The sequence below is a fragment of the Pseudonocardia nantongensis genome (assembly GCF_046546495.1).
GTDB lineage: Bacteria > Actinomycetota > Actinomycetes > Mycobacteriales > Pseudonocardiaceae > Pseudonocardia > Pseudonocardia nantongensis.
Window position 1 is genome coordinate 238,189 of record NZ_JBKGXT010000004.1, and the last position, 17,538, is coordinate 255,726.

Sequence of the window (17,538 nt, forward strand, 5' to 3'; positions counted from 1 at the left end):
GGCCGGCGCCCACGGCGGGGCCCCGGCCTGCGCCCGGCACCCGGACCGGCCGACCCGTCTGCAGTGCACCCGGTGCGGCCGGCCCGCCTGCCCGGAGTGCCTGCGCGACGCCTCGGTCGGCCAGCACTGCGTGGACTGCGTCGGCGCGGCCGCCCGGGTCGCGCCGCGCTGGCGCAACGTCGCCGGGGCCAGCCGCACCGGCCGCCCGGTGATCGTCCCCGGCCTGGTCGTGATCAACGTCGCGATCTTCGTGCTGACCGTGGTCCAGGCCGGCAGCCTGAACCGCAACTTCGCCTCCGGCCTGTTCGACGTCGGTGCCCTGGTCCCGGTCCTGGTCGCGGACGGCGAGGTCTGGCGGCTGGTGACGGCGGGCTTCCTGCACATCGGGCCGCTGCACCTGGCGTTCAACATGATCGCGCTGTGGATCATCGGCCGGGAGGTTGAGAGCGTCCTGGGCCGGGCCCGCTTCCTCGCCGTGTACGGCGCCGCGCTGCTCGGCGGGTCCGCCGCGGTGATGCTGTTCGGCGCGGCCGGCACCCCGGTCGCCGGTGCGTCGGGCGCGGTGTTCGGCCTGATGGGTGCGCTGGTGGTGCTGCTGCGCCGGCTGCGGATCCCGGCGGGTCAGGCATTCACGATCATCGCGGTGAACGTGGCGATCAGCGTCGTCGTACCGGGGATCTCGCTGACCGCGCACCTCGGCGGCCTGGTCGTCGGCGCCCTCGTCACGATGGTGCTCGTGCACCTCGGTGTGAGTTCCCCGCACCGGCGCCGGATCCAGATCGCGGCCGTCGGCGGGATCGTGCTGCTCACCCTGCTGCTGAGCACGGGCGCCCTGCTGCTGCTGTGAGGCCCCGGGCGGCGCTGTTGCTGTGAGTCAGTCCGGGCCGGGTCGCAGACCGGCCAGGATCTCGACGACGTCCTCGGGGTCCGCGCCGAGTTCCGGCCGGCCGAGGACGACCAGGCGCTCGGTACCGTCGGCGTCGCGCAGGTCCAGCTCCAGCAACGACGACTCCCGGCCCAGCCGCCGGGTCCGGAGTATCCGGACGTCATCCACCCTGGCCCACGGTGTGTACCGGGTCCAGGTCAGCCGCCGCACCACGAGCCCGTCCGGGCCCGCCTCCAGGCGCGGCCGCGCCCGGGTACCGGACACCGCGGCGAGCCCCAGCCCGACCGCGGCCACCCCGGCGATCAGCTGGCCGGGCCGGTCGGCGGACAGGACCAGCAGGCCTGCGCACCAGGCCGCGGCCAGCACGGTGAGCGCCCACAGCAGCCCCACGGCCCCGGCCGGCGTGGCCCAGGAGTACCGCTGCGGTTGATCACTCATCGTGTCCGAATGGGAGTTGTCCACAGCCGCCGTCCACAGTGAGGATAACTCACAATCACGTGTTTCCGCTGCTCAACGCCAGCGCATGGTCATCAGGAGGCCAATCACGATGAGTGAGAACCCGATGACGAAGTTGGCGTTCCCCAGCGCGGCCATGAACGGGATCTGTGGACCGGCCAGGTAGTTCACGACCAGCCATGCCAGGCCCAGGATCCCGAACGCCAGCATGACGGCGATGTAGGCGGGGTGGGTCGGCCCCGCGACCTTCTGCGGGGTGCGGCTCACCGGCGGTGGGGTGTAGGCCGCCTTCTTGCGGACCTTCGACTTCGGCATCTGCAGACCTCTGGGCGTGCGGGGTCGGACACGGGTCCGGCCGGTGCGCCGGCCGGAGGCGGGACCCGCACAGGGCGGTCACCGGGGAGCGGCGCGGCACGGGCGGATCCTGGCACCACGGTAGCGCGGATCGTCGCGGGGCGTTGGGCCGTCCGGGTGCACGGAGCCCAACGCGCACCGGATCAGACGCCGGCGACCAGCCCGGCCATCTCGTCGGAGAGCTGCTGCACGACCGCCTCCGGGACGGCGAACCCGGCCGCGGTCAGCCAGTTCGCCAGCAGCCGGTGCCCGCCGTGCGTCAGCACCGACTCCGGATGGAACTGCACGCCCTCGATCGGCAGCTCGCGGTGCCGGACGGCCATGATCAGCCCGGTCTCGGTGCGTCCGGTGACCTGCAGCTCGGCGGGCAGGCCGTCGGGAGCGATCGTCAGCGAGTGGTAGCGGGTCGCGGTGAAGGGCGAGGGCAGCCCGCGGAGCACGCCCACCCCGTCGTGCAGGACCTGCGAGGTCTTGCCGTGCAGCAGCTCGGGTGCCCGCTCGACGACGCCGCCCCAGGCCGTGGCCAGCGCCTGGTGGCCCAGGCAGACCCCCAGCAGCGGAGTCCTGCGCTCGGCGGCCCCGCGGATCACCTCGACGCTGCGTCCGGCCCCCTCCGGGGTGCCCGGCCCGGGGCTGACCAGCACCGCGTCCACCCGGTCGAGCTCGTCGAGCTCGACCTCGTCGTTGCGCCGGACGACCGGATCGGTGCCGAGCTGGGCCAGGTACTGGACCAGGTTGTAGACGAAGCTGTCGTAGTTGTCGACGACGAGGACACGCACGGTCGGTTCCCTCCGGTCGTGGTCGGTCAGTTGAACGGGAACCCGGAGTCGGTGCTGTTGGGCTCGCTGCTGCTGCTACTCCCGCCGGTGTCGTCATCGCCCCCGTTGTCCCCGGAGTTCGACGCCTGCCCCACGGTCAGGGTGACCTCCTGGCCGTCCGAGGCGCCAGAGCCGCCGGACGGCGACTGGGACAGCACCCGCCCGTTCTGCCGGGAGTCCGACACGTCCTGGGTCTGGATCCGGAAGCTGAGGCCGGCCTGCTGCAGGGTCTGCACGGCGTCGTTCACCTGGCGGCCGGTCACGTCCGGCACCCGGCTCTGGTTGCCGCGGCTGACCTGGACGGTGATCGTCTGATCCTTCGCCACCCGGCTGCCGGCGGCCGGGGTGGTGCCGACCACCGAGCCGGCCTCGCCGCCGCCGTCGACCTGGCTGGTGGTGACCGAGGTGAACCCGGCGTCGCGCAGCGCGGCCTGGGCCTGCTCGGCCCGCTGGCCGGTCACGTCCGGCACCGCGATCGTGGTCTGCTCCTTGCCGACCACGATCGAGACCGGCGAGTTGCCGGCGACGGTCTCGCCCGGACCCGGCCTGGACGAGATCACCTTGCCGATCTGCGACGAGTCGGAGGTCTCCTGCTCGGTGGTGCCGCCCAGTTGCAGGCCGGCGTCGCGTAGCAGACCCCCCGCCTCGGTCGGTGTCCGCCCGTTCAGCGAGGGCACCGTGACCTGGGCCGGACCGGTGCCGACGAAGAGTGTCACCGCGCTGTTCTCGGCCACCTGGTTGCCGCCGCCCGGGTCGGTGCGGACGACCCTGCCGACCTGGCCGACGTCCGAGGGCTGGTTCTGGATGTCCACCAGCAGCCGCGCACCGGTGATCGCCTGTCGTGCCTGCTCCGGTGTCTGCCCGAGCACGTCCGGCACGGTGATCTGGTCCGGCGAGGAGCTCGAGAACATCTGGAAGCCGACGTAGCCGAGCAGTCCGAGCACGGCCAGCACGGCGATCCACAGACCGACCTTCTTCCCGCGGCCGCGGGGTTCGTCGTCGTAGTCCGGGTGGCCAGGGGGCATCGTGTGCCGGCCGGTCGGTGGCCCGGCGGTACCGCCGTTGAGCCGGCGGGTGGCCATCGCCGTCGTCGCACCGTCGTCGTGCGCCATCATCTCGGTGCGCTCGTGCTCGCTCATCACCAGCGGCGCGTGCACCGGCTCGCCGTTGCGCACCCGCACCAGGTCGGCCCGCATCTCGGCGGCCGACTGGTAACGGTTGGCCGGGTTCTTGCTCAGCGCCTTGAGCACCACCGCGTCCAGCGCCGGGGGCACCGACGGGTTCAGCTCGGACGGGGCCCGCGGGTCCTCCCGCACGTGCTGGTAGGCGACCGCGACCGGGGTGTCGCCGGTGAACGGTGGCTCGCCGGTGAGCAGCTCGAACAGCACGCAACCGGCGGCGTAGACGTCCGACCGGGCGTCCACGGCCTCGCCGCGGGCCTGTTCCGGGGACAGGTACTGCGCGGTGCCGATCACCGCGGCGGTCTGCGTGACGTTCTGGCCCTCGCCCAGCGCACGGGCGATGCCGAAGTCCATCACCTTGACCGCACCGGCACCGTTGATCATCACGTTGGCCGGTTTGACGTCCCGGTGGATGATCCCGTTCCGGTGGCTGAAGTCGAGCGCCGCGGAGACGTCGGCCATGACCTCGACGACACGCTGCTGGGTCAGCGGCCCCTGGGTCTTGACGATCTCGCGCAGGGTCTGGCCGTCGACGAACTCCATGACGATGTAGGGCAGCGGTCCGAACTCGGACTCGATCTCCCCGGTGTCGTACACCGCCACGATCGCCGGGTGGTTCAGCGATGCCGAGTTCTGGGCCTCCCGTCGGAAGCGCAGCTGGAACTGCGGGTCCCGGGCCAGGTCGGCGCGCAGCACCTTGACCGCCACGTCCCGGCCGAGCCGCGTGTCGAGGCCACGGTGGACCTCGGCCATGCCGCCGTAGCCGAGCGGGTCGCCCAGCTCGTAGCGCTCGGAGAGCAGTCGCGGTGTCGTCATCGGTTCAGGTTCCCGGGGTCGGAGGCGTACTCATCATGCCGGTCGGATGGGAGGGTCACGGCCGCTCGGCCGTCACGTGCGCCGGATCGCCGGTTCCGTGGGATCACCGGAGGTCCTCCGGTGCACCACGGGGCCACGGCGCGGCGAGCGGCCGTGGAACGGCCGCCGGTCCCGCGGCACCGGCCTCCTGCCCGGCCACGGTACCCGGGGCAGGCCCCAGTGAGCCGGTCCAGATGCCGCCGGGTGACGTCTCGCGCAGGATCATCACCGCCAGCAGTACCGCGGCGACGGTCAACAGCACGAACAGCACCGCCAGCCACGCCCGGCTGCGCCCGGACCGGCGCGGGGTCAGGTCCAGCGGCCCGGAGGGATGCTGCTCGGGTGCCCGGTCGGGGCCGGGCCGCCGGACCGGCGGCCGGGCCGGGACCTGCCGCTGCTGCTCGGGCGTCACCGGCCGGACCGGGCCGTGCGGTCGCCGGGGCGGCTGCTCCTCGGCTCGGAGGCCGTCCGGTCGAGGCCCGCCGGGCCGGTGCGCGGGCGGCGGTCCGGCGGGCGGCGGCCCGGCGTGCGGCGGGACCGGGCCGGAACCCGGCCGGGCCACCTGTGGGGGGCCGGGTGGGCGCCCGCCAGGGTCGCCGGGTCCGGCGTGCTGCGGACCGGTCGCGGGCCGGGCCTGCGGGAGGCCGCCGGAGCGCGGGTCTCCGGGTCCGGCACCGGGGGCGGCACGGCCGTGCCGCCCGGGCCGGGGCTCGTCGATGCCGGCCTCGTCCGGGCCGGGCTCGCGCCGGAAGCCGGGGGCGTCCCCGGACGGCGCCGGGATGCCGGCCGGCGGCGGCCGGTGCCCGCGGCGGACCGCGGCCACCGCCTCGGCGAACTCGGCGCCGTCGGCGTAGCGATGCTCGGGGTCCTTCACCAACACCGAGGCGATCAGCTCGCGGACCCGCTCCGGGAACTCGCCGGGCAGCGGCGGGGGATCGTCGCGGACCTGCATCATCGCGACCGCCACAGCGCTCTCCGCGCGGAACGGGCGCATCCCGGCCAGGCACTCGTAGCCCACGATGCCCAGCGAGTAGACGTCCCCGGCCGGCCCGGCCTCGTCCCCGGAGGCCTGCTCGGGCGCGATGTAGTGGGCGGTCCCCATGACCATGCCGGACCGGGTGACGGGGACGGCGTCGGCGGCCTTTGCGATGCCGAAGTCGGTCAGCTTCACGACCCCGTCGGTGCGCAGCAGGATGTTTCCCGGCTTGACGTCGCGGTGCACGAACCCGCGCTCGTGCGCGGCCTGCAGCGCCCGGGCGGCCTGCTCGAGGATGTCCAGCGCCTCGTCCGCCGGGATCGCGCCGCGCCCGATCCGCGTCGACAGCGGCTCCCCACGGACCAGTTCCATCACCAGGTAGGCGGTCCGGCCGCCGCCGGCCGGACCGTCGTCCTCGCCGTAGTCGTGAACCGCGGCGATGCCCGAGTGGTCCAGCGAGGCCACCGTGCGGGCCTCGATCCGGAAGCGGTGCAGGAACTCCGGATCGTCGGACAGGTCCGCCTTCAGCACCTTGACGGCGACGTTGCGGCCCAGGCGGGTGTCCTCGGCCTCCCAGACCTCTCCCATCCCACCGACGGCGATCCGCCGGTCCAGCCGGTACCGCTCGGAGATCAGCTGCCCGGCCGCGAGCGCACTCACCCGATCACCAGCGGCCGGTGGCGGGGGGACTCCGGGCTCACTGGGCGTCCCGGAGCGCTTCGCCGATGACCGCACGGCCGATCGGCGCGGCGACCGAGCCGCCGGTGGCCTCCAGCGCGCGGTTGCCTCCGTTCTGGACCAGCACGGCCACCGCGACCTTCGGGTCCTCCGCCGGGGCGAACGCCACGTACCAGGCGTGCGGCGGGGTGTTCTTCGGGTCGGTGCCGTGCTCGGCGGTACCGGTCTTGGACGCGATCCGGACACCGGTGATCTTCCCGCCGCCCTGGGTCCGCTCCTCCGAGCCGAGCATCAGATCGGTCAGCGTCCCCGCGACGTCGGCCGGCATCGACCGGGCCATCCGGTCCGGTTCGGTGGTGTCGACGGTGTCCAGGGTCGCGCCCTGGATCTCCTGGATGAGGTGCGGGGCCATGGTCTGGCCGCCGTTCGCGATCGAGGCACCGATCATGGCCAGCTGCATCGGGGTCAGCCGGACGTCACGCTGGCCGATCGCGGACTGCTGGGTGGACGGGGTGTCCTCCATCGGCCCCACCTGCGATGCGGTGACCGGCATCGGAATCTGCAGGTCGGTCCGGCCGATCCCGAACGCCTCGGCCTGGGCCCGCAGCTTGTCCGCGCCGACCTCCTGGCCGAGCTGGGCGAACGCGGTGTTGCAGGAGCGGGCCAGTGCCTCGCGCAGGGACGCCGTCGCGCCGCCGCCGCAGGTCGAGCCGTTGTAGTTCTCCAGCGTCGTCGTGGAGTCGGCCAGCGTCAGGTCGGGGGCCGCGGTCAGCCGGCTGTCCGGGGTGAAGCCGTTCTGCAGCGCGGCCGCGGTGGTCACCAGCTTGAACGTCGAGCCGGGCGGCTCGATCTCGCTGATCGCCCGGTTGACCAGCGGGGACGGCTCGGCGTTGTTGTACTCCCGCCAGGCGTCCTGCTGCGCGCCCGCGTCCGGCGCGGCCAGCGGGTTCGGGTCGTAGGACGGCGTCGAGACCATCCCGAGGATGTCGCCGGTCCGCGGCTCCAGCGCCACCACGGCGCCGGTGAAGTCCTGGGAGTTCATCCGGTCGTAGGCGACCTGCTGGACCTGCGGGTCGATCGTGGTCACCACGTTGCCGCCTGCCGGCTCCCGGCCGGTGATCAGGTCGGACAGCCGGCGCACGAACAGCCGGTCGTCGGTGCCGTTGAGCACCTCGTCGGCCGAGCGCTCCAGGCCGCCGCTGCCGTAGACCGTGGACAGGAAGCCGGTGACCGGGGCGAACGCCGGCCCGTTCGGGTACTGGCGCTGGTAGCGGAGCCGGCCCTCGGACTCCACGCTCTGCGCGAGCACCTGGCCGCCGCCGGTGATCTGACCGCGCTGGCGGGAGTACTCGTCGATCTGGGTGCGCTGGTTGCGCGGGTCGTCGCGGTACTGCCCGGCCATCACGACCTGCACGTAGGTGACGTTCGCGAGGAGCGCGACGACCATGATCATCACCGCGAGGGCGACGCGGCGGACCGGGCGGTTCACTGGTCACTCCTCTCCGGGGTGGTCGACGGCGCCTGGCCGGCGCTCGCGGGGCGCTGCACGAGCTCGGTGCCGGCCTCGGCGATCGAGGTCCGGGGCCGCTCCGGGCGCCGGGGCAGCGGCGCCCGGGCCACGTGCGAGATCCGCAGCAGGATCGCCACCAGCGCGTAGTTCGCGACCAGCGACGAACCACCGTAGGACAGGAACGGCAGCGTCAGGCCGGTCAGCGGGATCAGCTTGGTCACCCCGCCGATGACCACGAAGATCTGCAGCGCGATCGAGAACGCCAGCCCGGTCGCCAGCAGCTTGCCGAAGGTGTCCCGCACGGCCAGCGCGCTGCGCAGCCCGCGGGTGATCAGCACCAGGTAGACCAGCAGGATCGCGGCCAGCCCGATCAGCCCGAGCTCCTCGCCGAGCGAGGAGAAGATGAAGTCGGACGCGGCGAAGGGGACCAGGTCCGGCCGCCCGGCACCCAGCCCGGTCCCGCCGACACCGCCGGTGCCCAGGCCGAACAGCGCCTGCGCGAGCTGGTACCCGCCGCCGTCGAAGTCGGCGAACGGGTCCAGCCAGATCTGCACCCGGGTCTGGACGTGCCGGAACAGCTGGTAGGCGACCACCGCTGCGGCCGCGAAGATAGACAGACCGATGACCATCCAGGAGACCCGCTCGGTCGCGGTGTAGAGCAGCACCAGGACCAGGCCGAAGAACAGCAGCGAGCTGCCCAGGTCGCGCTCGATCACCAGGATGCCGACCGCGAGCACCCAGGCGACCAGCAGCGGGGCCAGGTCCCGGGCCCGGGGCAGCTCCATGCCGAGGAAGCGGCGCCCGGCGGTGGAGAGCAGGTTGCGCTTCTGCACCAGGTAGGCCGAGAAGAAGATGATCAGCAGGATCTTGGCGAACTCGCCCGGCTGGATACCACCGAGACCGGGGATCCGGATCCAGAGCTTGGCCCCGTTGACCTCGGAGATCGACGACGGCAGCAGGCCGGGCAGGGCGAGCAGCACGATCCCGACGAAGCCGACCGTGTAGCCGTAGCGGGCCAGCACCCGGTGGTCACGCAGGAAGAACAGCACCAGCGAGAACAGCGACAGGCCGAGCACCGTCCAGGCGATCTGCGGGGTGATCTGGGCGGACGGCACCTCCCGGCCGAGCAGCTCGGCACGCGCCGCCGCGGCCAGGTCCAGCCGGTGGATCATCACCAGGCCGATCCCGTTCAGCAGCGCCACCGCGGGCAGCATCAGCGGGTCGGCGTACGGGGCGAACCGCCGGACGCCGAGGTGGGCCAGCGCGAACAGCACCAGGTAGGCGAGGCCGATGAACAGCAGGTCGGTGGTGAGCGACTGCTCCTGGTTGGCCTCCACCAGCACCAGCGCGCCGGTGGTCAGCACCGCGGCCAGGCCGAGCATGAGCAGCTCGATCCCGCGCCCGGTGGGCATCGTGGTCTCGGCGCCGTCCGCCCCGTCGGTGCGGGCCGTTCCCGCATCCGTCCCGGCGGCGCGGTTCTTCCGGGCCGCCATCAGCCGTCGAGCCGGCAGTTCCGGCCCGGGTCCGGGGTCACGGTCGGCAGCGGGGTCGTCGTCACCGGGGGCTCGCCGGGCACGGCCGGTGGTACGACCACCGGTGTCGGTGGCGGGGCGAGCGTCGAGCAGAGCGGCAGCACCTTGGTTCGCAGCCGGTCCATCGTCGCGCGGGCGCCGGACTCGCCGTCGTCCGAGACGATCCCGTCCGCCACCTGGGCCCGCTCGGCCTGCGGGAGGTCGTCGAGGTCGATGTCGGACCGCTCCGCGACCCGCTGCAACGGGATCCCCAGCACGGTGCCGCGCACTCCCTGGTAGATCGCGACCTGGCTCTGATCGGCCGCCACGAAGTACTGCTGCAGCACCAGGGTCCGGGCGACGACCAGGCCCGCCACCAGCAGGACCAGCACCCCGAGCACCGCCACCAGCGGGCGCACACCGCGCCGACGGGACGGTTGCCGGGGCCGGTCCGGCTCGAGCCGCACCGGCTCGGTGCGGGGCAGCGTGGTGGCCGCGGCGCGCTGCGCCGACGATCCCGGCCCGCGGTCGTCGCGCCGGTAGTCGCCGTCGTCGCTGCGCGGGTTGCGCCCCGCGGACCCGCCGATGATCGGGGCGTCGTCGGCGTAGTCGACGTCGACGACGTCCGCCACGATGCAGGTGATGTTGTCCGGGCCGCCGCCGCGCAGCGCGAGCTCGATCAGGCGGTCCGCGCACTCGCGGGGGTCCGGGTAGTCCTCCAGCGTGTGGTGCAGCGTCTCGTCGCTGACCGGGCCGGACAGGCCGTCCGAGCAGAGCAGGAACCGGTCGCCGGCGCGGGCCTCCCGGATCGACAGCGAGGGGTCGACGTCCTGGCCGGTGATCGCACGCAGCAGCAGCGAGCGCTGCGGGTGCGTGTGCGACTCCTCCTCGGTGATCCGGCCCTCGTCGATCAGCGACTGGACGAACGTGTCGTCCTTGGTGATCTGGCTGAACTCGTCGCCGCGCAGCTGGTAGGCGCGGGAGTCGCCGACGTGCACCATGCCGAGCCGGGACCCGGCGAACAGGATCGCGGTCAGCGTGGTGCCCATGCCCTCCAGGTCGGGGGCGTCGGCCACGTGCCGGCTGATCGCGTCGTTGCCGTCGTGGGTCGCGGTACGGAGTTCGGCGAGCAGGTCGTCGCTGGGCACGTCGTCGTCCAGCGGGGCCAGGGCGGAGATCACCAGGGAGGAGGCGACCTCGCCCGCGGCGTGTCCGCCCATGCCGTCGGCGAGGGCGAGCAGGCGGGGGCCGGCGTAGACGGCGTCCTGGTTGTTCTGCCGGACCAGTCCGCGGTCACTGCGGGCCGAGTAGCGCAGCACCAGTGTCACGGGGCGGCTCCGGCTTCGGTCGGGGCACGTCGGGGCGATCCCGCGCCGCGGGATCGGTCGAGCGGCCGCGGCACCGGGGGAGCGGGCGGTCGCGGCAGTGTCGTCATGGTCGGTTCAGGCCCGTCACGATCGCAGCTCGATCACCGTCTTGCCGATTCGGACCGGCGTCCCCAGCGGGACCCGGGTGGGCCCGGTGACCTTATTACGTTCGAGATAGGTGCCGTTCGTCGACCCGAGATCCTCGACGTACCACTCGTCGCCCTGCTGCGAGATGCGTGCGTGCCGGGTGGACGCGTAGTCGTCGTCCAGCTTGAGGGTCGAGTCGTCGGCACGGCCGATCAGGATCGGCCGGGAGTCCAGCGTGATCCGGCTGCCGGCCAGCGGCCCCTGGGTGACGAGCAACTGGCGCGCGGAGCGGCTACGGCCACCGGCGCGGCCCCGGGACGGCTTGCCGGCCCGGCCCGGGACGGCGGCCTTCAGCCCGGACGCCGCGTACAGGTCCGAGCGGACCACCTGGAGCGCGAGCAGGACGAATAACCAGAGGAGGGCCAGGAACCCACCTCTGGTCAGCTGCAGCACCAGTTCCGGCACGCGCCCGCTCGCCTCTCTGTCGTTCCTCGTCCAGCACGGCCCGTGCCGCGCCCGCCCGGCCGCACCGGGCGGGCGCTCATCGTTCAGGGGCGGGTCAGCCCTGGGTCCGGAAGACCAGGCTGGAGTGCCCCACCCGGACCACGTCGCCGTCGGTCAGCTGGCAGGACTGCACCGGGCTGTTGTTCACCGTGGTGCCGTTGGTCGAGCCCAGGTCGTTCAGGGTCGCGACCTGGCCGTCCCAGGCGACCTCCAGGTGCCGGCGGGAGACCCCGGTGTCCGGCAGCCGGAAGTTCGAGTCCTGGCCGCGGCCGATGACGTGCGTGCCCTCGGCCAGCTGGTAGTTGCGGTTCGACCCGTCGTCCAGGATCAGCATCGCGGCCAGCTGCTGTGGGGCGCCCCAGCCGCCCTGGGGCGGGTAGCCGCCGTCGTAGCCCTGGTCGTACCCGCCCTGCGGGTAACCGGGGGGCGCACCGTAGCCCTGCGGCTGGCCGTAGCCGCCGTCGTAGCCCTGGTCGTAGCCGCCCTGCGGGTAGCCGGGCGGCGGCGCGTAGCCCTGGGGCTGGCCGTACCCGCCCTGCGGCTGGCCGTAGCCGCCGTCGTAGCCCTGGTCGTAGCCGCCCTGCGGGTAGCCGGGCGGCGGCGCGTAGCCGCCGTAGCCCTGGTTCGGGTCGGCGTAGCCCTGCGGGGGCTGGCCGTAGCCGCCCTGCGGCTGGCCGTACCCGGGGGGCGGCGGGGCGTAGGGGTCGTACCCGCCCTGCTGCGGGGGCTGGCCGTAGCCCTGCGGCGGCTGGCCGTACCCCTGCGGCGCTCCGTAGGCCTGCGGGTCGCCGTAGCCCTGCGGCTGGCCGTACGGGTCGTACCCGCCCTGCGGCTGGCCGTAGCCCGGCTGACCCTGCTCCTGGTCGTACCCCGGAGGCGCGTAGGTCTGCTGCTGGCCGTACCCGCCGGGGGCGCCCCGGTCGTATCCGTACTGCCCGTTCTCCTCGGGGTGGCCCGGTTGCTGGCTCATGGGTGCTTCTCCTGCGGTGCGAGCTCTGCCGGCGGCCCGACGGGAAGCGTCGGGGTCGACAGCGGAGCGGGTGCGGAATTGTCCCGTGTGCAGCGCCTCGGAGCGCTCCAGAAAGACTACGACCTCACCGTAGGTGTCCCATCCCTGGTCGGTGAGTTCCTTCGCTACGTGCGACGAGAGGGACCTGACGACCCCGTCCTCGTCGCCCGCCATCCGGTCGAGATCACTGGGACTCAGCAGCACGGTGTACCGGTTGGGTGCCAGCAGGCGACCCCCGGCGAGCTGCTCGACGTTGTCCTCGGCTTCCCTCAGCAGTGCCTGTGCGACTTCCTGTGGGACGACACTGCCTCCGAAGACCCGCGCGAAGGCGTCGCCAACGAACCCCTGAAGTCGGCGCTCGAAGCGATCCACGCGGCCCAAATGATCTCCTCCGTCCGCATCGGCGTGTCGGTGCTGTGTGACCGATCGTATCTGTGCTAACCGCCGGGCCGGGCGGCGCCCGACCGGAACCGCCTGCCCGGTCCGCCGGACGCTCCGGCGCACGTCCTCCGATCTACCCGTGCCGCGGCCGGAGCGCACCCCGGGACCCCCCTGCACGGAGCCCTCGGACCGGGGTGCTAACTTTCTCCTGTCGCTCAGGGCGAGTGGCGGAATGGCAGACGCGCACGGTTCAGGTCCGTGTGTCCGTAAGGACGTGAGGGTTCAACTCCCTCCTCGCCCACCCTCCCACTCCGGTGGCTCCCCAGCACCTCATCACAGCACCTCCGGGGGCGGATTCTTCCTCGCTGCCGGTCACCGGCGCCATCGCGAGATCGGTGGTCACCGTCACTCGAACCGGTTGCCCCGGCCGCTGCCGGCACTCCCCGTGATCACCAGCCCGTGATCACCTGCGGAGCGCCGATCAGGTGTCCCGCAGCGCCGGACGGTCGGGGTGATCGGACATCACCAGCACGTCGGCGTACCCACCGGGGTCACCCTCCGCCTCGTAGCGGGCGTAGGCCGCGGCGGTCCAGGCCAGGTCGGCGGGCAGCCGGCGTTCCAGCGCGGCCCGGCCCATCCGCAGGTGCACGGTCAGCTCGGCGGGCAGCCCGCGCCCGAGCAGCCGCCCGCCGGCCAGCAGCAGGACGCCGTCCGCGCCGAGCCCGACCGGGGAGTCCCGGAAGGCCCGGTCCCGCGCGGTGTCCCGCAACCGGGGCAGCACGTACCCGGACCCGTCCGGGGCGAGCGGGCCCAGCACCTCGCGGCGCAGCGCGGGCTCGTCCAGCCAGCCGTCCAGGAACATGTCCGGGTCGGTGTGCCCGAACTCGAGCCGCACCGACGCCGGCCGCAGGAAGTCGTCGGCGTCCACGGCCAGCGAGGACCGGCCCGCGGCACGGAGTCGTTCGGCGACCGTGGTCGCCAGCGGTACCGGTCCGGCCGGCGGCGGCCCGTCGACCAGCACCCGCGCCCGCCCGGGCAGCTCCCGCACCCGGTCGGCCAGGTGCGTCACGAGGCCGTCCCGGTCCAGCGGCCGGAATCTCCCCGCCACAGCGCCTCCCGGATCCGATGCGCGCTCCGCCTGCTCCGCGCGTGCGTTGGATGCGCGCTCCGCCTGCTCCGCGCTGGGGCCGATGCTCGCTCCGCGCGCTCCGCTGGGCGACACTAGGCGGGTGACGACAGGGGCTCCCGCCGAGGGGCACGGGGGCGCGCTGCGGCGCGCGTTACGGGTGCTGGAGGCGGTCGCCGAGGCCGGCGACGGGGTCACGGCCAAGGCGCTCGCCCGCCGCCTGGACATGCCGCTGCCGACCTGCTATCGGCTGCTCGGCACGCTCGTCGAGGAGGGGTACCTGGTCCGGCTGCACGGGGTACGCGGCTACGGCCTCGGGTACCGGGTGGTCGGTCTCTACCGGGGTCTCACCGACCCGATCGTGCCCCCGGCACCGGCTCGCGAGGTGCTCGCCGACCTGCACACGCGGGTCGGTGCGGCCGCGGTGCTGGCCGTGCTGCGCTGCGACGACGTCGTCGTCGCACACACCGAGACGTGCCCGGCGCACCCGGGGCCCGCCGCGATGGCGGGGGAGCGGCTGCCCGCGCACGCCACCGCCCCCGGGAAGGCGCTGCTGGCCGGCCTGGAGCCCGGACGGCTGGCCGAGGTGCTCGACGGCCCGTCACCCACCCGGCCCTCGGCGTTGCCGCGGCACACCCCGCACACCCTGACCGACCGCCGGCTGCTCGACCGGGACCTGCTGCGGGTGCGCTCGGCCGGGGTCGCGGTCGAGGTCGAGGAGCACGCCCGCGGCCGTGCCGGGCTGGCGGTCACCGTCCCGACCGGGACGGCCGAGCGGATCGCGCTCGCGGTCGTCGTGAGCCGGGCGGACTTCGCCGGGCGCCGCTGGGAGCTGGAGCGCGCGGTGCGGGACGCGGCGGGCCCGCTGGGCCGGCACCTGGGGTCCGCCGCCGGAGCGGCCGCCTCGAGCTGAGGGCGCTCGGCGATGATCGCGGCCCGGTGGTCCGGCTGCCAGGATGGCGCGATGGCCGAGGAGGGAGCCGGGCCGGTCCGCTACGAGCGGGACGGGCACGTCGTGACGATCACCTATGACCGCTCGGAGAGGCGCAACGCCATCGACGGCGACATGCGCCGGGCGATCAACGCCGCCTGGGACCGCTTCCGCACCGACGACGAGGCGTGGGTAGCGATCGTGACCGGCGCCGGGACGGCGTTCTGCGCCGGCGCCGACATGCGCTCGACGACCGGCAACCCGGCGGGCGACTTCCCCGGCAGCTTCTGGGAGCGGCCCACGGTGAACTCGCTGGAGAGCGGTTGGGAGATCTTCAAGCCGATCATCGCGGCGGTGAACGGTCCGGCCGTCGGGTACGGGGTCACCCTGCTGACCTGGTGCGACTTCGTGATCGCTGCCGAGGACGCGACGTTCTCGTTCCCCGAGGCCCGGATCGGCGTGCCGACGATCGTGGGTGCGCTGCGGCTCCCCGGGATGATCAACCGGCAGTACGCGATGGAGCTGCTGCTGACCGGGGAGACGATCGACGCGGCGCGGGCGCACGAGATCGGGCTGGCCGGCTGGGTGGTCCCGCCCGCCGACCTGATGACCGAGGCGCGGGCGCTGGCCGGCCGGCTGACCGCGGGCGCACCGCTGGCCCAGCGGGCGATCAAGGAGATGGCCGTGCGCGGGCCGGAGATGGGCTCGGTCGAGGCGATCCGGTTCGGCGAGACGCTCCGGCGGGTCGCCGGCGCCACCGAGGACGCCGCCGAGGGGGCCGCGGCCGCCCGGGAGAAGCGTTCCCCACGGTGGCGTGCCCGCTGACCCCACCCGCCGACCACCCACCCCGACCCGCGGGTGTCGGCAGGCTTCCGTGGAGGGGAAGTTCGGCTGCATCCATGGCCGGGTGGCGATACGTTCGCCCGCATGACGGAGACAGCGCAGTCGGAGAACAGCAACGTCCGCACCGAGCCGCCGTTCCGTGCCGATCACGTCGGCAGCCTGCTGCGCCCGCCGGCGTTGCTGTCCGCGCGCGAGCAGCACGCCGCCGGCACCCTGGACGACGCCGGCCTGCGCGCAGCCGAGGACGCGGCGGTCACCGACGTCGTCGCGTTGCAGGAGTCGGTCGGGCTGCGCTCGGCCACCGACGGGGAGTTCCGGCGCACCTCCTGGCACATGGACTTCATCTACCGGCTCGGCGGGATCTCGAAGACCTCCGAGAAGCTGGAGGTGAAGATGCGCAACGCCGCCGGCCAGAACAACTTCACCTCGGCCGGGATGGCCGTCAGCGGAAAGGTCCGGCTCGAGGAGCCGATCTTCGCCGACGCGTTCGAGTACCTGACCGACCAGGTCACGACCGCGACGCCGAAGCTGACGATGCCCTCGCCCAGCATGGTCTACGCCCGCGGCGGCGCCGCGGTGATCGACCGGGACGTCTACCCCGACCTCGAGGGCTTCTGGGCGGACCTCTCCGCCGCCTACGCCGACCAGCTGTCGGCGATGTACCAGCGGGGCTGTCGCTACGCCCAGCTCGACGACACCGCGCTGGCCTACCTGAACGACCCCGCGCACCGTGCGGAGCTGGCCGGTAAGGGCGACGACCCGGACACCCAGCACCTGCGCTACCTGCGCCAGATCAACGCCGCGATCGCCGACCGGCCCGCGGACATGCGGGTCACCACGCACATGTGCCGCGGAAACTACCGGTCGTCCTGGGCCGCCGAGGGCGGCTACGACCACGTGGCCGAGGCGCTGTTCGGCGAGCTGGCCGTGGACGGCTTCTTCTGCGAGTTCGACGACGAGCGCTCCGGCACGTTCGCCCCGCTGCGGTTCGTGCCGGCCGGCAAGCAGGTCGTGCTCGGCCTGGTGACGACCAAGCGCGGCGAGCTGGAGGACCCGGACACGCTCAAGCGCCGGATCGAGGAGGCCTCCCGCTACGTCCCGCTGGACCAGCTGTGCCTGTCCCCGCAGTGCGGGTTCTCCTCCACGGTGGAGGGCAACGCGCTCACCGTGGACGACCAGAAGGCCAAGCTGGAACTGATCGTGTCGGTCGCCGAGGACGTCTGGGGACGCTGACGTGCGCACCGCGGCCCCGTCCCCGCTGCACGACCGCGTGCTGGCCGGGGCGGGTCCCGGTGCCCGGATGCTCGACGTCGGCTGCGGTGCCGGAGAGCTGCTCGCCCGGGCCGCCGCCGACGACCTCGTCGTATCCGGTGTGGACGCCGAGCGGCGGGCGCTGGCGGCCGCCGAGCGGCTCGTCCCGGGCGCGGTGCTGACCCTCGGCGACGCCCACGACCTCCCCTGCGACGACGGCGTGTTCGACCTGGTCACCCTGGTCCAGGTGCTCGAGCACCTGGCGAATCCGCTGCTCGCGCTGCGCGAGGCCTGCCGGGTGTGCGCGCCCGGCGGCGCGGTGCGGGCGACCGTGTGGGGCCGCCCCGACGAGTGCGACGCCACCGCCGTCGGGGCCGCACTGGCCCCGCTCACCGGGGCCGCACCACCCCGGCCGGACCGGCCGGGACCCGACCGCAGCGGGACCGGCGCGCCGCCGCTCACCGACCCGGACCGGCTGGCGAAGCTGGCCGGGCTCGCCGGGCTGACGGTGCGCGAGATCGCCGTCCTGCGGGTGCCCGTGCACCATCCCGATCCGGACGACCTGGTGGCCGGGGTGCTCGCGTCCGGGCCCGGCCGGCATGCGGCCCGGGCCGCCGGACCCGGCGCCGTCCGGGAGGCGGTGCTGCGCGGGCTGGAGCCCTACCGGCACGGGCCCGGGTACCGGCTGGTCGACACCGTCCGGGTGCTGGACGCCGGCCCGGCCCGGGGCACGCAGGCCCCGGGACGCACGTGAGCCGTGGCCCCGGCGGCGGGCCACGGCTCACGTGGTGTCCGGGAACGGCAGGGTCCGCTC

The 17,538-nt window shown here is 73.9% G+C and carries 16 protein-coding genes and 1 tRNA gene; 6 read left to right on the forward strand and 11 right to left on the reverse strand.

Annotation, left to right across the window (positions count from 1 at the left end):
• Positions 1-130: 130 nt before the first annotated feature.
• Positions 131-847, forward strand: a complete 717-nt coding sequence (locus tag ACLFMI_RS06695; protein ID WP_410946852.1) for a rhomboid family intramembrane serine protease — start codon at positions 131-133, stop codon at positions 845-847.
• Positions 848-874: 27 nt separating this feature from the next.
• On the opposite strand, the gene ACLFMI_RS06700 is transcribed toward ACLFMI_RS06695, so the two are convergent.
• From ACLFMI_RS06700 to ACLFMI_RS06745, 10 genes are all read right to left on the reverse strand, one after another.
• Positions 875-1,324 carry a PH domain-containing protein gene (locus tag ACLFMI_RS06700; protein WP_410946853.1) on the reverse strand — a complete coding sequence of 150 codons (450 nt, stop codon included), beginning with the start codon at positions 1,322-1,324 and terminating at the stop codon, positions 875-877.
• Positions 1,325-1,396: 72 nt separating this feature from the next.
• The gene (gene crgA, locus ACLFMI_RS06705; protein ID WP_410946854.1) at positions 1,397-1,657 is read right to left on the reverse strand and encodes a cell division protein CrgA; all 261 of its coding nucleotides are present in this window, start codon (positions 1,655-1,657) and stop codon (positions 1,397-1,399) included.
• 182 nt (positions 1,658-1,839) lie between these two features.
• Positions 1,840-2,475, reverse strand: a complete 636-nt coding sequence (locus ACLFMI_RS06710; RefSeq protein ID WP_410946855.1) for an aminodeoxychorismate/anthranilate synthase component II — start codon at positions 2,473-2,475, stop codon at positions 1,840-1,842.
• 26 nt (positions 2,476-2,501) lie between these two features.
• The gene (gene pknB, locus ACLFMI_RS06715) at positions 2,502-4,511 is read right to left on the reverse strand and encodes a Stk1 family PASTA domain-containing Ser/Thr kinase (RefSeq protein WP_410946856.1); all 2,010 of its coding nucleotides are present in this window, start codon (positions 4,509-4,511) and stop codon (positions 2,502-2,504) included.
• Between the two features lie 103 nt (positions 4,512-4,614).
• Entirely contained in the window at positions 4,615-6,186 is a 1,572-nt protein-coding gene (locus ACLFMI_RS06720; protein WP_410946857.1) for a serine/threonine-protein kinase, read from the reverse strand.
• A 37-nt stretch (positions 6,187-6,223) separates the two neighbouring features.
• On the reverse strand, positions 6,224-7,693 hold the full coding sequence (locus ACLFMI_RS06725) for a peptidoglycan D,D-transpeptidase FtsI family protein (protein WP_410946858.1): 1,470 nt from the start codon (positions 7,691-7,693) through the stop codon (positions 6,224-6,226).
• Positions 7,690-9,207 carry an FtsW/RodA/SpoVE family cell cycle protein gene (locus ACLFMI_RS06730; protein WP_410946859.1) on the reverse strand — a complete coding sequence of 506 codons (1,518 nt, stop codon included), beginning with the start codon at positions 9,205-9,207 and terminating at the stop codon, positions 7,690-7,692. The genes ACLFMI_RS06725 and ACLFMI_RS06730 overlap by 4 nt, the downstream gene beginning before the upstream one ends.
• Positions 9,207-10,553, reverse strand: coding sequence for a PP2C family protein-serine/threonine phosphatase (locus ACLFMI_RS06735; RefSeq protein ID WP_410946860.1), 1,347 nt, complete (start codon positions 10,551-10,553; stop codon positions 9,207-9,209). Before ACLFMI_RS06735 ends, ACLFMI_RS06730 begins: the two co-directional genes overlap by 1 nt.
• A gap of 123 nt (positions 10,554-10,676) precedes the next feature.
• Positions 10,677-11,144, reverse strand: a complete 468-nt coding sequence (locus tag ACLFMI_RS06740) for an FHA domain-containing protein FhaB/FipA (protein ID WP_410946861.1) — start codon at positions 11,142-11,144, stop codon at positions 10,677-10,679.
• A gap of 94 nt (positions 11,145-11,238) precedes the next feature.
• Positions 11,239-12,573 carry an FhaA domain-containing protein gene (locus ACLFMI_RS06745; RefSeq protein WP_410946862.1) on the reverse strand — a complete coding sequence of 445 codons (1,335 nt, stop codon included), beginning with the start codon at positions 12,571-12,573 and terminating at the stop codon, positions 11,239-11,241.
• A gap of 218 nt (positions 12,574-12,791) precedes the next feature.
• Between ACLFMI_RS06745 and ACLFMI_RS06750 the strand changes: the two genes are divergently transcribed.
• Positions 12,792-12,874 (forward strand) — tRNA-Leu (locus tag ACLFMI_RS06750).
• Between the two features lie 180 nt (positions 12,875-13,054).
• Here the strand turns inward: ACLFMI_RS06750 and ACLFMI_RS06755 are convergent.
• Positions 13,055-13,681, reverse strand: coding sequence for a nucleoside/nucleotide kinase family protein (locus tag ACLFMI_RS06755; protein ID WP_410946863.1), 627 nt, complete (start codon positions 13,679-13,681; stop codon positions 13,055-13,057).
• 121 nt (positions 13,682-13,802) lie between these two features.
• On the opposite strand from ACLFMI_RS06755, the gene ACLFMI_RS06760 reads away from it, so the two are divergent.
• The 4 genes from ACLFMI_RS06760 to ACLFMI_RS06775 all read left to right on the forward strand — a co-directional run bounded on the left by ACLFMI_RS06760 (position 13,803) and on the right by ACLFMI_RS06775 (position 17,478).
• On the forward strand, positions 13,803-14,612 hold the full coding sequence (locus tag ACLFMI_RS06760) for an IclR family transcriptional regulator (RefSeq protein WP_410946864.1): 810 nt from the start codon (positions 13,803-13,805) through the stop codon (positions 14,610-14,612).
• Between the two features lie 51 nt (positions 14,613-14,663).
• On the forward strand, positions 14,664-15,455 hold the full coding sequence (locus tag ACLFMI_RS06765; RefSeq protein ID WP_410946865.1) for an enoyl-CoA hydratase/isomerase family protein: 792 nt from the start codon (positions 14,664-14,666) through the stop codon (positions 15,453-15,455).
• A 102-nt stretch (positions 15,456-15,557) separates the two neighbouring features.
• A complete protein-coding gene (locus tag ACLFMI_RS06770; RefSeq protein ID WP_410946866.1) occupies positions 15,558-16,706 on the forward strand; it encodes a 5-methyltetrahydropteroyltriglutamate--homocysteine S-methyltransferase in 1,149 nt (382 codons plus the stop codon).
• Position 16,707: 1 nt separating this feature from the next.
• A complete protein-coding gene (locus tag ACLFMI_RS06775; protein WP_410946867.1) occupies positions 16,708-17,478 on the forward strand; it encodes a class I SAM-dependent methyltransferase in 771 nt (256 codons plus the stop codon).
• Positions 17,479-17,538 lie beyond the last annotated feature (60 nt).